General features: G+C 67.5%; 11 protein-coding genes. 3 read left to right on the top strand and 8 right to left on the bottom strand.

Features of this window, described 5'->3' with window-relative positions; translation table 11 throughout:
• The 6 genes from NFU04_RS10345 to NFU04_RS10320 form a co-directional block, all read right to left on the bottom strand.
• Nucleotides 1-1,374 (bottom strand): HlyD family type I secretion periplasmic adaptor subunit, encoded by a 1,374-nt coding sequence (locus tag NFU04_RS10345; RefSeq protein WP_251309362.1) that lies wholly within the window; start codon nt 1,372-1,374, stop codon nt 1-3.
• Nucleotides 1,358-3,148, bottom strand: coding sequence for a type I secretion system permease/ATPase (locus tag NFU04_RS10340; protein ID WP_251309361.1), 1,791 nt, complete (start codon nt 3,146-3,148; stop codon nt 1,358-1,360). Before NFU04_RS10340 ends, NFU04_RS10345 begins: the two co-directional genes overlap by 17 nt.
• Before the next feature lie 168 nt (nt 3,149-3,316).
• Nucleotides 3,317-4,726: an MBL fold metallo-hydrolase RNA specificity domain-containing protein gene (locus tag NFU04_RS10335; protein ID WP_251309360.1), complete on the bottom strand. Its 1,410-nt coding sequence runs from the start codon at nt 4,724-4,726 to the stop codon at nt 3,317-3,319.
• Nucleotides 4,727-4,933: 207 nt separating this feature from the next.
• Nucleotides 4,934-6,199 carry a serine hydroxymethyltransferase gene (glyA, locus tag NFU04_RS10330; protein ID WP_251309359.1) on the bottom strand — a complete coding sequence of 422 codons (1,266 nt, stop codon included), beginning with the start codon at nt 6,197-6,199 and terminating at the stop codon, nt 4,934-4,936.
• 295 nt (nt 6,200-6,494) lie between these two features.
• Nucleotides 6,495-9,050, bottom strand: coding sequence for an ABC transporter permease (locus NFU04_RS10325; protein WP_251309358.1), 2,556 nt, complete (start codon nt 9,048-9,050; stop codon nt 6,495-6,497).
• Nucleotides 9,047-9,763 carry an ABC transporter ATP-binding protein gene (locus NFU04_RS10320; RefSeq protein WP_251309357.1) on the bottom strand — a complete coding sequence of 239 codons (717 nt, stop codon included), beginning with the start codon at nt 9,761-9,763 and terminating at the stop codon, nt 9,047-9,049. The genes NFU04_RS10325 and NFU04_RS10320 overlap by 4 nt, the downstream gene beginning before the upstream one ends.
• Here NFU04_RS10320 and NFU04_RS10315 point away from each other — a divergent pair.
• The 3 genes from NFU04_RS10315 to NFU04_RS10305 all read left to right on the top strand — a co-directional run bounded on the left by NFU04_RS10315 (nt 9,762) and on the right by NFU04_RS10305 (nt 13,189).
• The gene (locus NFU04_RS10315) at nt 9,762-10,457 is read left to right on the top strand and encodes an arylesterase (protein WP_459382083.1); all 696 of its coding nucleotides are present in this window, start codon (nt 9,762-9,764) and stop codon (nt 10,455-10,457) included. The two genes, NFU04_RS10320 and NFU04_RS10315, sit on opposite strands and share 2 nt — an antisense overlap.
• Before the next feature lie 58 nt (nt 10,458-10,515).
• Nucleotides 10,516-11,220 (top strand): transglutaminase-like cysteine peptidase, encoded by a 705-nt coding sequence (locus NFU04_RS10310; RefSeq protein ID WP_251309355.1) that lies wholly within the window; start codon nt 10,516-10,518, stop codon nt 11,218-11,220.
• Nucleotides 11,221-11,287: 67 nt separating this feature from the next.
• Nucleotides 11,288-13,189 (top strand): EAL domain-containing protein, encoded by a 1,902-nt coding sequence (locus NFU04_RS10305; protein WP_251309354.1) that lies wholly within the window; start codon nt 11,288-11,290, stop codon nt 13,187-13,189.
• A 143-nt stretch (nt 13,190-13,332) separates the two neighbouring features.
• Here the strand turns inward: NFU04_RS10305 and NFU04_RS10300 are convergent, their stop codons facing one another.
• The gene (locus NFU04_RS10300; protein WP_251309353.1) at nt 13,333-13,653 is read right to left on the bottom strand and encodes a tryptophan synthase subunit beta like protein; all 321 of its coding nucleotides are present in this window, start codon (nt 13,651-13,653) and stop codon (nt 13,333-13,335) included.
• A 76-nt stretch (nt 13,654-13,729) separates the two neighbouring features.
• Nucleotides 13,730-15,935 (bottom strand): Ig-like domain-containing protein (locus NFU04_RS10295; RefSeq protein WP_251309352.1); only part of this gene is annotated, 2,206 nt, incomplete at its 5' end.

Below are 15,935 nucleotides of genomic sequence, written 5' to 3'. Positions count from 1 at the left end.
CTATTCTTCACGAATGGCCCGGGCCAGCATGTCGGTGATCGGCTTGGTGATATAACTGGCGAAGGTACGTTCGCCGGTATGAATCATCACCTCCGCCGGCATTCCGGAGAGCAGTTGCATCTCTTCGGTCATCCTGTCGCGTCCCTCTTCGGTCACCCTCAGCCGCACCCGGTAGAAGCGTACGCCCGTGGCCTCATCCACCTGGCTGTCGGCATCGATAAAGATCACCCGCGCCGCGATAACGTGGGTGGTGCGCTGGTTGAAGGCAGTGAAGCGGATCTCCGCCGGCTGGCCGGGATAGAGCTGGTCGATGTCACGGTCCGGTACCCGGGCCTCGACGAGGAGGCTGTCGTCCACCGGCACGATATCCAGCAAGGGGTCGCCGGGGCGCACCACGTCCCCCACCGAATGCACCCGGCGCTCGACGACGATGCCCGCCACCGGGGCCATGACCGTGGTACGCGCCACCTGATCGGCCAGGGAGGCGATACGCTCCTCGGCCTCGGCCACCTGGACCTGGGCCTCGCGGAGCTGCTCGCCGAGCTCACGCTGGAATTCCTGGATCCGGATCTCGCGCTGTACCCGTGTCTCGCTGATCTGGGCCCCCAGGCGTCCGATCTCGGCGCGATAGCTGGCGACCTCCCGGGCGAGTTCCAGCCTGTCTCGCTCCACCTCGCGCAGTCGTTGGTTGCCGACCATGCCACGCCGGAAGAGGTCTCGGAGGTCATTGGCCTCGCCGCTCAGGGAGGCCAGTTGCCGCACGCCCAAGGGGACCATCTCCTCCAGCCCCGCGATCTGGCGCTGCATCTGCTCGGCCTGGGAGTCGAGTGCCGCCAGGGTGCCACGCAGGGACTCCCGACGCGCGGCGAAGAGCGCCTGCTGCACGGAGAGCATCTCGCGTACCCGGGACAGGTCGCTGCCGGTCAGGGCGTCGGGAAAGGTCAGCGTCTCGTCGCCGCGCTGCTCGGCCAGCAGGCGCAACTCGGTGGCCCGCCCCACCAGGTACTGGGTGCGAGCGATCTGCAACTGGGAGCGGGCCCGGGCATCGTCGATCACGATCAGGGGCTGACCGGCCTCGACGCGATCTCCATCGGCGACCAGGATCTCGCCGACGATTCCGCCCTCCAGGTGCTGCACCGACCGCCGGAAGGACTCCACGGCCACCTGCCCCGGTGCCACCACCGCCACCGCCAGGCTGGCGCTGAAGGCCCAGCCGCCGAAGCCCCCCAGCGCCAACAACAGCACCAGCAGCCCGATATAGTAGTAGCAACGGTAGGTGACCGGCACCCGCACCTCGTACTCGCCCTCGAGCACGGCTGGCTCGGCCACCGCCGCCTTGCGCTCCTGCGCCTCCCGTTCAACCAGTCGACTCATCCTGGTTCTCTCCTTCGCTCGGCGGCCGCACCTGGGCGGGGCGCCCGCCGGCCACCGCCGTGATACGCCCCGACGCCAGCGGCGCCCTGGCGGCCGGCTTGGCGGCCAGGCGCGCCATGACCTCGTCACAGGCGGCGAACAGCTGGATCTGGCCGTCGCGCAACAGCATCAGCTTGTCCATGCTCTTCAGCAGATGCGTCCGGTGGCTGATCACGAAGAGGGTGACCGCCTCGCGCTTGAGACTCGCCATGGCGGCGCGCAGGGCATATTCGCCGCGGTCGTCGAGGCTGGCGTTGGGCTCGTCGAGCACCACCAGCGCCGGGCTGCCATAGAGCGCCCGGGCCAGGCCGATACGCTGACGCTGGCCACCGGAGAGGCCGGCGCCGCCGGGGCCGATCAGGGTGTCATAGCCCTCCGCCAGGGCCAGTACCATCTCGTGAACCCCGGCCTTGCGGGCGGCGGCGACCACCGCCTGGGTATCGACCTCGCCGAAGCGGGCGATGTTTTCGGCGATGCTGCCCTCGAACAGCTCGATATCCTGGGGCAGGTAGCCCACATGGGGACCCAGCTCTTCGCGATTCCAGTGCGCCACATCGGCCCCGTCGAGGCGTGCCGTGCCGGCCAGCGGCGGCCAGATGCCCAGCAGCACCCGAGCCAGGCTCGACTTGCCGGCGGCGCTGGGGCCGATGATGCCGATATGCTCGCCGGGGCTCACCGCGAAGTTGAGCCCCCGAAGGGTCGGCACATGACAGCCGGGGGGCGCGGCGGAGACGCCCTCCACCTGGATCTCGCCCCGCGGGGCGGGCAGCGACATCCGCGCCGGCTCCGCGGGATGCTGCTTCAAGAGGGTGTCGAGGCGGCCGTAGGCCCCGCGGGCGGCCACGAACCCCTTCCAGGTGGAAATCAGCCGATCGATGGGAGCCAGGGCGCGGCTCATGATGATGGCGCCGGCGATCATCATGCCCGGGGTCATCTCGCCACGCAGCACCAGCCAGGCTCCCAGCCCCAGGATCAGCGATTGGGCCAGCAGGCGCAGCACCCGGGAGACATTGCCCAGGGCCTCGCCACGGTCGTTGGCCCGGGACAGCCCGGCCAGGTAGTGGTGATGGCGCCGGGACCAGCGATTCATGATACCCGGCAACATGCCCATGCCATGCAGCACCTCGGCGTTGCGCAGGTTCGATGCCGCCAGCTCCCGGGCCTTGATATGCTCCCCCTGGGCCTCGGCCAGCAAGGGCTGGGTAAGCCTCTCGCCGACCAGTGCCAGGGCCAGCAGCAGCAGGCCGGACGCGGTGGCGAAGAAGCCCAGCCAGGGGTGAAAGAGGAAAAGCACCGCCAGGTAGATGGGCACCCAGGGGGCGTCGAAGAAGGCCAGCAGGCCATTGCCGGAGAGAAACTGACGCAGGCTCGACAGGTCCTCCAGGGGCTGGGCCGAGGTGGCACCGTTGCCCATCAGGCTACAGCGGAACATGGCTTGGTAGAGGCGGCCATTGAGCAGGGTATCGAGGCGGTTGCCGATGCGTACCAGCATCCGCGTGCGGATCAACTCCAGCCCCGCCATGATCATAAACAGGAAGATCACCACCAGGGTCAGCATCAGCAGCGTCTCGGTGCTGCGGGTGGAGAGGACCCGGTCGTAGACCTGCAACATGTAAATGGCCGGCACCAGCATCAGCAGGTTGATAAACAGGCTGAACAAGCCCACCGACGCGAAGCCCCCCCGGCAGACGCCTAACGCCTGCTTGAGGTCCGTGACTTCCTCCTGGTTGGCCATGCGGGATCACCGGGGCGAGCGCAACGCTCGAGTACAAGGGGTAACGGATGCGATAAACACGATAACCCTACTTACGTTAGTTCCCCCGCCGCCATTTCACCAGCCAGCCACGGCTACTGAAAACTCCTTAATATTCAATTTACTAAAAAATAATTATCGACTCTTCGACTACAGCTCGATGCGCGCCCCATAGTCGGGGATCTCGGCCTCGATGCCGGCCGCGGCCAGGGCCGATCGCAGCGCCTGCTGGGCCCCGGGCTCGCCATGCACCAGGTAGAAGCGCGGCCGCTGGCGAAAGGCCCCGGCCCAGGCCAGCAGTTCGCTCTGGCCGGCATGGGCGGAAAAGCCGCCGATGGTGTGGATACGCGCCTTGACCGGGACCTCTTCGCCGAACAGCTTGATCCGCTCGGCGCCATCCACCAGTTGGCGCCCTCGGGTGCCGGCGGCCTGGAAGCCGACGATCACCACCCGCGTGCTGGGTTTGGCCAGGTTATAGCGCAGGTGATGGATGATCCGCCCGCCGTTGCACATCCCGGCCCCGGCGATAATGATGGCGCCGCCGTGGATGCGATTGATGGCCATGGACTCCTCGACGCTGCGGGTCAGGCGCAACACCGGCAGGTACTGGCTGGGATCTCCCTGGGCGGCCACGTTGAGCACCCTGAGGTCCTCGTCATTCAGCGACTTGCGCTTCTTCTGGTAGAGCTCGGTGACGCGAATGGCCATGGGGCTATCGAGGAACACCAGCTGCTGCCTGAGGCGCCCCTCGTGGTAGAGCACGCTGAGGTGATAGAGCACCTCCTGGGTACGCCCCACCGCGAAGGCGGGAATCAGCACATTGCCACCGGCGGCGTGGGTCTCCTCCAGCACCCGGGCGAACTCCTCCAGGGTCTCGTCCAGGGGACGGTGATCGCGATCGCCGTAGGTACTCTCCATCAGCACCAGGTCCGCATCGAAGACCTTCTCCGGGTCCTCCATCAGCACCGACTCGGGGTTGCCCAGGTCGCCGGAGAAGACCAGGCGCCGGTCGCGTCCCCCGGAGGGCACCTTGAGCTCGACGATCGCCGAGCCGAGGATATGCCCGGCATCCCGGTAGACCAGGGTCACGCCTCCCGGCAGGCTGACCGGCTGGCCATAGTGATGGGGCTCGCACTGGGCCAGGGTCTGCTCCACGTCGTCGGAGTCATAGAGAGGCTCCAGCAGCGGCCTGTCGGCCTTGCGGCGCCAGCGGTTCTCCCACTCCACGTCCTTGGCCATCACGAAGGCCGCATCCGCCAGCATGATCTCCAACAGGTCGCGAGTCTCCCGGGTGCAGTGGATGGGCCCCCGGTAGCCCTCGCGCACCAGCTTGGGCAGCAACCCCGCGTGATCCAGGTGACCGTGGGAGATCACCACCGCCGAGAGCTCCCGAGCCAGCCTGCCGAAGGGCCGGGCATTGCGCTCGTCGGCATCGCCTCCGCCCTGGTGCATGCCGCACTCCAGAAGCAGTTTCCGCGTGCCCTCGCTGCCATCCACCTCGAGCAGATAACGCGAGCCGGTCACCTCCCCCACCGCGCCGAGAAACGTCAGTGTCGCCATGGTCTCGAGCCCCCTTCGCCGCCGGTTTCCCCTCAGCATACTGGAGATATCGCGACGCCACCTTGCTTCAGGACAAGGCCGTGACCAGGGCCCCTGAACGACACGCCCCGCGCCGTCGAGACGGCGCGGGGCGTGATAACCCGGGGCGGCGACCTAGGGGTTGCCGCCCCCTCTGGCAGGGATCGCAGACCTAGCGATTGAGCGGGCTTACTTGTACACCGGGAACTCGGCGCAGACCGCCTCGACCTTGGCCTTGACCTCGCCCTCGATGGCGGCGGTGTCCTCGCCCTTGGCCATCACGTCGAGGATATCGCAGATCCAGCCGGCCAGTGCCTGGCACTCGGCTTCGCCGAAGCCGCGGGTGGTCACCGCCGGGGTGCCGATGCGCAGGCCGGAGGTGACGAAGGGGCTCTGGGGATCGCCGGGCACGGCGTTCTTGTTGACGGTGATATGGGCGCGGCCCAGGGCGGCGTCCGCGTCCTTGCCGGTCAGGCCCTGCTTGATCAGCGACAGCAGGAAGAGGTGATCCTCGGTGCCGCCGGAGACGATCTCGAAGCCGCGCTCGATAAAGACGCCGGCCATGGTCTGGGCGTTCTTGACCACCTGCTGCTGGTAGGTCTTGAAGGACGGATCCATGGCTTCCTTGAAGCAGATCGCCTTGGCGGCGATGACGTGCTCCAGGGGGCCGCCCTGGCCACCCGGGAAGACCGCGGACTGCAGCTTCTTCTCGATCTCCTCGTTGCCTTCGGCGGAGAGGATCAGGCCGCCACGCGGGCCGCGCAGGGTCTTGTGGGTGGTGGTGGTGACCACGTGGGCGTGGGGCAGCGGGGTCGGGTAGACACCGGCGGCCACCAGGCCGGCCACGTGGGCCATGTCGACCAGCAGGTAGGCACCCACTTCGTCGGCGATCTCGCGGAACTTGGCCCAGTCGATGATCTGGGAGTAGGCGGAGAAGCCGGCGATGATCATCTTCGGCTGGTGCTCACGGGCCAGCTTGGCGACTTCTTCGTAGTCGATGCGGCCGCTCTCGTCGATGCCGTACTGCACGGCATTGTAGTGCTTGCCGGAGAAGTTGGGCTTGGCGCCATGGGTCAGGTGACCGCCGGCGTCCAGGCTCATGCCCAGCACGGTATCGCCCGGCTTGACCAGGGCCTGGAAGACGGCGCCATTGGCCTGGGAGCCGGAGTGCGGCTGGACATTGGCGTAGCTGGCCCCGAACAGCTCCTTGGCGTAGTCGATGGCCAGTTGCTCGACGATATCCACGTACTCGCAGCCGCCGTAGTAGCGCTTGCCGGGATAGCCTTCCGCGTACTTGTTGGTGAGCTGGGAGCCCTGGGCTTCCATCACGCGGGGGCTGGCATAGTTCTCGGAAGCGATCAGCTCGATATGCGCTTCCTGGCGCGCGACTTCCTTCTGCATCGCGTCGAAGAGCGCATCATCGAAACCGGCAATCTGCATGTCACGACTGAACATCGGCGAGGGTCCTCGGTAGGCGGTAAACTCGAAGGCGCCATGATACCCCAGCCTCGACGGCCTTTCACATGAAAGGCCATCATGGACCACTCGATAATTTCTCACTTTCGCTTTAGCGCAGCTAAACCCGAAGGCGGCACAGTACTGCCGGGCCTGTCTGGCCTGTCGTGTGCACTCGCTGACGCTCGCTTACCCGACCTACATCGACCCCGCCGCGTAGGTCGGATAAACGAGCCTACGGCGAGAGCATCCGACAAGCCCCGCGCATCCACACATGGCGATATGGCGGCGCGGCTCAGGTCTCCCCCAGCAGGCCCAGGCTGGCCATGGGCGCCTCGCGGCGCAGCCCCCGGGAGAGCAGGTGGCCGATCGCCCCGATCAACAGAGCGCCACCGAGGGGCAACGACAACCACAGCGGGGGATGCCAGCGCGGCGGCAGATCGAACCACAGCGCATAGAGCCCCGCGGTGGCCAGCTCCGCCAGCAGGGCCCCCATCAGGCCGCTGGCCAGGCCGAGGATGGCGAACTCGGCGCCCTGCACCCGCGAGAGGGTGCGCGTTCCCGCGCCGAAGACCCGCAGCAGGCCGCCCTCGTGGGCACGCACCGGGCGGCTGGCGGTGAGGGCCGCGTAGAGCACGCTGACCCCGGCCAGCAACACCAGGGCCAGTACCAGCTCCACCGCCCGGGTCACCTGGGCGACCAGCTCGCGCACCTGGGCCAGGATGGCGTCGATATTCAGCAGCGAGACGCCGGGGAAGTCGCGCACCAGGCCACGCAGGGTCTCGCCCTCCCCCGGGTCGAGATAGAAGGCGGTGATATAGCTGTGGCCGAAACGTTCCAGCGCCCCGGGCGGGAAGATCACGAAGAAGTTGGGGCGGAAGCTGTCCCAGTCCAGGTTGCGCAGGCTGGCCACCCGGCCGCTGACCTCCCGGCCGCCGATGGTAAAGGTCAGGGTATCGCCGAGGCCGAGGCCCAGGCGCGCGGCGAAGCCATCCTCCAGGGAGATCGGCACCGGCTCGCCGGGGACGGGCTCGGCGGAGAACCAGCGCCCGGCCACCAGGCGATTGCCTTCGGGCAGGGTCTCCTGCCAGGTGAGGTTGAGCTCGCGGCGCAGGGCATTGTCGCCACGCGCCTCGGCCGGCACGGCCTCCCGCGCCGGGGTGCCATCGATGGCGGTGAGGCGCCCCCGCACCATGGGGTAGAGGCTGGTGCGGTCGTCGGCGCGAGCCTCCAGCACCTCGCTAAAGGACTCCCGCTCGGCGGGCTGGATATTGATGGCGAAGTAGTTGGGCGTCGCCTCGGGAAGCTGCGCCTGCCAGGTGGTCAGCAGGTCGCCACGTACCAGGGCGATCATCGCCATGGCGAAGAAGGTCACCGCGAAGGCCAGCATCTGCCCCAGGCTGGCGTCGCGACGCCGTGCCAGTTGTCGCCCGCCCAGGCGCAGCGCCTGGCCCCAGCCGCCCTGCCCCGCCGGCAGCCGACCGACCAGCCACAGCACCAGGGCCAGCAGCCCCCGTCCCAGGCCCCAGAGCAGGCCGAGCATCACCCAGCCCCCCAGCAGCAGGCCGCTGGCCAGACCGATATCCCCGGAGTAGAGCCACAGCAGGGCGCCGAACACCAGGCTGGCGACGATCACCACCAGCCAGGCCGACGGCGGCAGCGGGTCGAGCTCACGGCGCAGCACCTTGAGGGCGCTGACCCGCTTGAGGCGCAGCAGGGTGGGCCCGGCGAAGCCCACCAGCACCGCCACCGCCGTCAAGACGCCGAGCAGCAGCGGCAAGGGGCCCGGCGCCGGTAGCGTGAGGGGCAGGAAGGCGCTCAGCAGGCCCAGCAGCAGCGCCTGGCCGGCCAGGCCCAACAGGGCGCCCAGTGCCGCGGCCACCAGGGCCAGCCATAGCAGCTGCAGGGCGAAGAGCCGGGTCAGCTGGCGCTGGGTGGCGCCGAAGCAGCGCAGCAGGGCCGCGGTATCCAGGTGACGATCCACGTAGCGGCGAGTGGCCATGGCCACCGCGACCCCGGCCAGCAGCACCGCCGCCAGGCCGGCCAGGCTCAGGTAGCGCTCGGCCCGGTCCAGGGCATTGCCGAGGCCGGGGCGGTCGCGGCGCACGTCGCGCACCTCGACCCCGTCGCGGCGCAGCGCCTCGAGCAGCGAATCGAGGCCGCTCAGGGCGTCGGGCGGCCCGGCGGCGAGCAGCTCGTACTCGACCCGCGAGCCGGGCTGCACCAGGCCGGTCGCCGCCAGGTCGTCGAGGTGCATCATCAGCCGCGGATTGAAGTTGCCGAAGCCCGCCGACTGGTCCGGCTCCCGCTCCACCAGGCCGCTGACGGTCAGTTCCACCTCGCCGATGCGCACCCGATCGCCCAGCTCCGCCTCGAGCAGCAGGGCCAGGCGCGGCGCCATCCAGGCCTCGCCGGGGGCCGGGCCCCGGGCCAGGGCCTCGCGGCCCGCGCCGCGATCCACCAGCACCTGCCCATAGTGGGGATAGACATCGTCCACCACCTTGAGGCTGGTCACCTGGAAGGCGTCCCCCAGGCTCGCCATGGAGACCAAGTCCACCTGGTCGCTGAGGGCGAGGCCGGCCCCCTCCAGGGTCCGGCGCAGTTCCGGGGCGAAGGGCTGGCCCTGCTCCAGCACCAGGTCGCCGCCCAGCAACTGTCCCGCCTGACGGGTCAGGCCGCGGTCGAGGCGGTCGAGGAAGAAACCGATCATGGTGGAGGCCGCCACCGCCAGCATCAGCGCCACGAAGAGCGCCCGCACGTCGGCGGCGCGCAGGTCGCGCCACAGCCCCCGGGCGGAGAAGCGCAGCGCCTGAATCGCGCCCTGATGCGGCAGGGTCGCCGCCCGGCTCATGCCTCCACCTCGTCCAGGGCGAGGGGCGCCAGGCGCCCCTCGGCGAGGCGCAGGGCCCGCTGGCAGCGCCGCGCCAGGGCGTGGTCGTGAGTCACCAGCACCAGGGTGGTGCCCGCCTCGCGGTTGAGCCGGAAGAGCAGTTCGATGATCCGCGCCCCGGTGGTCGGGTCCAGGTTGCCGGTGGGCTCGTCGGCGAAGACCAGCTCGGCGCCGGTGACGAAGGCCCGGGCGATGGCCACCCGCTGCTGCTCGCCGCCGGAGAGCTGCTTGGGCAGATGAGCGAGGCGCTCCCCCAGCCCGACCCGTTCCAGCCACTCCCGGGCGCGGGCCTCGCCATCGCGCGGCGGCGACAGCTCCAGCGGCAGCAGGACGTTCTCCAGGGCGGTAAGGGTCGGCAGCAGCTGGAAGTTCTGGAACACGAAGCCGACGCGCCCGGCGCGCAGCGCCGCCCGGCCATCCTCGTCCAGCGCCGCCAGCGACTGGCCGAAGAGCTCCAGCCGACCGCCGCTGGGGGTATCCAGGCCCGCCAAGAGTCCCAGCAGGGTCGACTTGCCGGCACCGCTCTGGCCGAGAATCGCCACGCTCTCGCCGGGGAACACCTCCAGCGCCAGGTCACTCAGAATGGTCAGCCGGCGCTCGCCGCTATCGACCACCTTGCCGAGGCCGTCGGCGTGTAGAATCGGGGCAAGGGCTTCAGACGAGGAGTGGGACATGATCGAGGGCTTCCCTTTCGCTTGGCATCATTGCCGGTCAGTCTGCCACGGGGGCCGTGGGCACCGGTACCTGGTGGCCTGGACGCTGGGCCTGCTGTTACTGCTGGCGGGCACGGCCAGCGCGGCATCGCCGCCCCGCCTGCTGGTGATGGGCGACAGCCTCAGCGCGGCCTATGGTATCGAGGCTCGGCAGGGCTGGGTGGCGCTGCTGGAGCGGCGCCTGGATGGCCGCGCCGAGGTCATCAATGCCAGCATCAGCGGCGAGACCAGCGGCGGCGGCGCGGCGCGGCTGCCCGACTTGCTGGGACAGCACGCCCCCGACATCGTTCTGCTGGAGCTGGGCGGCAACGATGGCCTGCGCGGCCTGCCGCCGGGTCAGCTCGAGACCAACCTGAGGCGCATGATCGAGGCCAGCCGTGCGGCCGAGGCCGAGGTATTGCTGCTGGGCATCGATATTCCACCCAATTATGGCCAGGCCTATCGGGAGGCCTTTACCGGCGTTTACCGGCGCCTCGCCGATGAGCATGACCTGCCCCTGGTGCCCTTCCTGCTCGAGGGCGTGGCACTGAACCGCGAGCTGATGCAGGCCGACGGCATCCACCCCACCGCCGAGGCGCAGCCGAGGATCCTCGCCAACGTCTGGCCCGTCCTGGCGCCCCTGCTGGAGGTGGAGCTGGCCAGGGCATCCGACTAAAGCTTATTCACCGGCAGCCGATATAATGGGGGCAGACGCCCCGTTACTGGACTTCTTCATGGCCCCGCCGCCGCACTCACAATTACGCTGCTCGCGTCGCGGCCTGCTCGGCGGCGGCCTGGCCCTGTTGGCGACGCTGCTTGTCGGCGGCTGGCCAGAACAGGCCGAGGGGAGCTTCAATCCCGGCCAGCTACGCCTGGTGATGCGTACCCGCTACGGGGGCCGGGGGAGTGCCCTGCTGGAGGAGTGGTTCGCGCTGCTGGAGCGGTTGGCCGGCCAGCCGTTACCGACGCAGCTTCGCGAAACCAACGACTTCTTCAATCGCCGCATTCGCTGGCTGGATGATATCGATATCTGGGGCCAGGAAGACTATTGGGCCACGCCGCTGGAGACCCTGGGCAAGGCCCAGGGCGACTGCGAAGACTATTCCATCGCCAAGTACATCACCCTGAAGCGACTCGGCGTGCCGACCCGGCAGCTGCGCATGATCTATGTGCGGGCGCGCATCGGCCGCAGCCAGATCACCCAGGCACACATGGTGCTGGGGTATTACGAGACACCGGCCAGCGAGCCCCTGATCCTCGACAACCTGGTGCCCTCGATTACCCCCGCCGCCCAGCGGGTCGATCTGGACCCCGTGTTCAGCTTCAACAGCGATGGCCTCTGGGCCGGCGGCTCGACGCAATCCCGCGCCAACCCGGTACAACGCCTGTCACGGTGGAGCAGCGTACTGACCCGAATGCAGGAGCAGGGTTTCCTATGATTTCATCCCAGACCATGACACCAACCGCCGTGGATTCGCCGCGGAACCTCGCCAGGGAGTGGCCGCCATGTCGCTGATAAAACAACTGTGGATCACCGTGCTGGCGATCCTGCTACTGACCCTGGGCGGCAGCCTGGCGGTCGGGCTCACGGCGCTGCGGGGCTACACCGAGCAGGAGATTCGGGTCAAGAATAGCGACAACGTCAATGCCCTGGCCCTCTCCATGAGCCAGTTGGACAAGGATCCGGTGATTATCGAACTGCTGATGGCCGCCCAGTTCGATACCGGCCACTACCAACTGATCGAACTGCACGCCCCCGATGGTGAACTGATCGCCCGACGCGAGGCCGATGGCCGCATCGAGAGCGTGCCCGGCTGGTTCGTCGACCTGGTGCGCTTCGACGTGCCACCGAGCCAGGCGGTGATCCAGAACGGCTGGCAGCAATACGGCACCCTGACCCTGCAGAGCCACCATAGCTTCGCCTACCACTCCCTGTGGCGCGGCGCCATCCGGCTGGTCGCCTGGTTCGGCCTGGCCGCCCTGGTCGGCCTGCTGCTCGCCGGCTGGATCGTGCGGACCATCCGCGGGCCGCTGGAGGCCGTGATCACCCAGGCCCGGGATATCGGCGCCCGACGCTTTACCACCAGCCCCGAGCCGCGCACCCGCGAGCTGCGCCAGGTGGTCCAGGCCATGAACCGGCTCTCCGGCTCCGTGGGGCAGATGCTGCATAGCGAGAGCGAGAAGCTCGACAAGCTGCGCCGCCGGCTACAGCAGGATGAGGCGACCGGTGCCCTGGGACGCGATGCCTTCATGACCCAGTTGAGCACCCACCTCGAAAGCGATGATGAGCGTGCCAATGGCAGCCTGGCGCTGGTGCGTCTGACCCAGCTGGCCGAGGTCAATCAGGTCCTGGGCCGGGCACAGACCAATGAGCTGCTCAGGAACCTGAGCCTGAGCCTCACCAAGATCGCCAAGGCCCAGGGCGGGGGTATCGTGGGCCGCCTGAATGGTGGCGACTTTGCCCTGCTGACCCCCGGAGGCGCAGACGACGACTCACTGGCCGAGGCGCTCAGCGCCGAGCTGGAGGCCCTGCGACTCGGCGAGGCCGCGGTGAACCTGGGGCTGCCCTCGGCCCTCTGCCACTATGCTTCGGGAGATACCATCAGCACGCTGATGGCCGGCCTGGATGGCGCCCTGGCCGCCGCCGAGACCCAGGGCGACCTGGGTCAGCAGTGGGTCGAGACCCAGCGCAGCGACCTGCTCTATACCAACCATGCCGACTGGCGACATGCCCTGGAACGGTCCATCGCCCGGGGCCCTCGCCTGGCCAGCTTCCCGGTGCTCGATGCCGCGGGCGAGCTGCTACATCATGAGTGCCCCTCCCGCCTTCGCCTCGAGGGCGAATGGCGAGCGGCGGGCACCTTTATGCCCTGGATATCGCGCCTGGAGCTCTCGACCCCGCTCGACCTGGCAGTGGCCAAGGCCGCCATCGATGCCATCGGCCGCGACCAGGCTCCCCTGGGGATCAACCTCTCCCCCGCCTCGGTTCGCGATGCCCACTTCCTGACCCGGCTGCTCGGCCTGCTCAAGGCGCACCCCGACCAGGCCCGGTTGCTATGGCTGGAACTGCCGGAATCCGCCGCCCTGCGCGACCTGGAACGCTTCCGTCTGCTGTGCCGGGAGTTGCAGCCCCTGGGCTGCCGTATCGGCCTGGAGCATGTGGGCAGCGAGTTTTCCCGCCTCGGCGAGCTGCAGGATAGCGGCCTCTCCTACCTGAAGTTCGACCGCAGCCTGGTTCAGGGCATCGAGGCGAGCCCGGAACAGCAGACGATCCTGCGCGGCATGGCCACCCTCTGCCATTCCCTGGGCATCCTGGCGATCGCCGAGGGGGTCGCCAGCGACGCCGAGTGGCGAACGGTGATCGATCTCGGCCTGGATGGCGTGACCGGCCCCGGAGTACGCACCTAAGCCCGTCGGGCCGGCCGTCGAGGCCCGTCGGGTGCGCTCGCTTATCCGACCACCTGGGCTCATCCCGTAGGTCGGATAAACGAGCCTACGGCGAGAGCATCCGACAAGGCGAGCGCATCCACCTTCCTGCCCCAGAGACAACGCTAGATCACATCCCCCTCTTCGCCCATCAACCCGACATCATTGATACGACGGCGCAGGCTCTGCCGTACCATCAGCTTGTCCCTGGCGGCATCCGGCAAATCGGTAAAGCGAATCACTCCCTTGTCCATCAACAAGTAGATCACGTCTTCCAGCACTCGCACGAAGTCGAGATCCGAGCGCGTCATTTCCTCCTGGTGCCCCAAGCCAGCAAGGAACTCCCCTAGCGCTTTATCACCGTTATCCACGCTCTCCAAACAGTCGCCATCCTGCACCTTGCTGACCTTGATAATGGCGCCATTTTCATCGCGTCTGACATACATGGCAGTCACTCCATCCAAAAAAAACCGCCCGGCATGGCCGGGCGGAAACCTTAGGTAATAGGTGGTATCGAGTATATCACTGATCGATATTCAGTTGACCACTGGCGATCATCTTGGCGATCAGGTCCTCGCCATTGCTGGCACTGAAGTCGTCGAATGACTTGCCTTCCAGGCGAATCACCTGATCGGCATTCTCCTTGTCGCCACCCAGGCCACCCTGAGAGTTCAAATAAAGCACGGTATCCGCGCCATCCTCTTCGGCCACGATATAGCTGCCGAGATCCGGCGCCGACTCTTCATCCTGTAGCAGGTCGGCCACATCCAGCACATCGTCACCATTGCCGAAGTCCTTGACCACATCGACGGCGGGATCACTGCTCTCTCCCTCATCGCCGAGCTGCCACTGGAAGACATCGTCACCCTCATCACCGATCAGGATATCGTCCCCGGCGCCGCCGATCAGGATATCGTCACTCTCATCACCGGTCAGCGTGTCATCACTATTCTCGCCTTGGATGAACTGCTCACCTGACTCGGTCACATAACCCACAGGCTTGACGGAGAACTCCGAACCGCCACTGGAGTTACCATCGAAGGCGATATAACTAAAGGGCTTGTCACTGCTAATCTCCACCCGGCCATCCACAATCTCGACCCGGGCCGGGTCACCGATACGATTACCCTCGCTATCGAAAAGCGAGAAGGTCGCCCCCCCCAGCTCCCCCTTGATTACAAAGGTCATGCTATCCAGGGGCTGCACCGTCTGAATCAATAGCGCCTCGTTGCCATCGATCATATCGGGATTATCGTTACCGCTATGATCGACGCCGTAATACCCTTCCGCATCCTTCGGCGCCCCGTCGGTGGAGCCACTGCCCTTCATGGCACCTTTTTTCAACCCCCCCCCCTTGCCATTATTGGCATAGGTACCGGTATTGCCATTACCACCGCCATTACCGCTGGTATGGGCGGCAACACCGGAGATAATTTCATCAGCACTAGGCGTTTCTTCGCCGTCGTCGTCTTCGTCGTCTTCGTCGTCTTCGTCGTCTTCGTCGTCTTCGTCTTCGTCGTCGTCTTCGTCGTCGTCGTCGTCGTCTTCGTCGTCGTCGTCGTCGTCGTCGTCTTCGTCGTCGTCTTCGTCTTCGTCTTCGTCTTCGTCTTCGTCTTCGTCGTCGTCTTCGTCGTCGTCTTCGTCGCCGTCGTCGCCGTCGTCGTCTTCGTCGTCGTCGTCGTCGTCGTCGTCGTCGTCGCCGTCGTCGTCGTCGTCGTCGTCGTCGTCGTCACTAGCGTCGATCACGCCCTCGTCGCTGGCGCTGTCGCTGTTGCCCGCCGGGTCGGTCACCGTGGCGGTGACGCTGAGCGCGGTGTCGTCACCGTCCAGGTCGCTGACGGTGACCTCCAGGCCGTTGTCCAGCATGGCCTGGGTCACTTCGCCGTTGAACAGCTCGTTGCCTTTGCCGTCGGTGACCACCAGGGTGTCACCCACCTGGGTGCCCTCACCCAGGGTCACGCTGGCATTGACGCCGTCGCTGATCTCATCGGCGCTGTAGGTGCCGCCGGAGGCGGCCTCCAGCTCAACGCCGATCGCCGGGGCGGTGGCGTCGATCACGCCGTCGTCGCTGGCGCTGTCGCTGTTGCCCGCCGGGTCGGTCACCGTGGCGGTGACGCTGAGCGCGGTGTCGTCACCGTCCAGGTCGCTGACGGTGACCTCCAGGCCGTCGTCCAGCATGGCCTGGGTCACTTCGCCGTTGAACAGCTCGTTGCCTTTGCCGTCGGTGACCACCAGGGTGTCGCCCACCTGGGTGCCCTCGCCCAGGGTCACGGTGGCATTGACGCCGTCGCTGATCTCGTCGGCACTGTAGGTGCCGCCGGAGGCGGCTTCCAGCTCAACGCCGACCGCCGGGGCGGTGGTGTCCACGGCGTAGTCGCGCTCGGCATCGGCGCCGTAGGCGTTGCCGGCGTCGTCGCTGCCGCTGACGCTGGCCTCGATCTGGTTGTCGCCGGCCAGCACGCTGCCCGGCACCTCGATGGCGTAGTTGCCGTCGGCGTCCACCGTGCCGGTGTAGGTCTTATCGCCCACGGTCAGGGTCACGCTGTCGCCCTCGCCGGCGTCGCCGCCGACGCTGCCGGTGATGGTGATGTCATCGCCGGCTTCCGCGGCATTGATCACGTCGTCACCGGCGATGGTGTCGATAGTGATGGTGGCGCTGGCCTCGGTATCGACGGCGTAGTCGCGCTCGGCATCGGCGCTGTAGTCATTGCCGGCGTCGTCGCTGCCG

It is taken from the genome of Halomonas sp. NCCP-2165 (assembly GCF_023708045.1).
GTDB lineage: Bacteria > Pseudomonadota > Gammaproteobacteria > Pseudomonadales > Halomonadaceae > Bisbaumannia > Bisbaumannia pacifica.
Note: the sequence above shows the minus strand (reverse complement) of the source record. Positions and strands in the feature narration are given on the sequence as shown.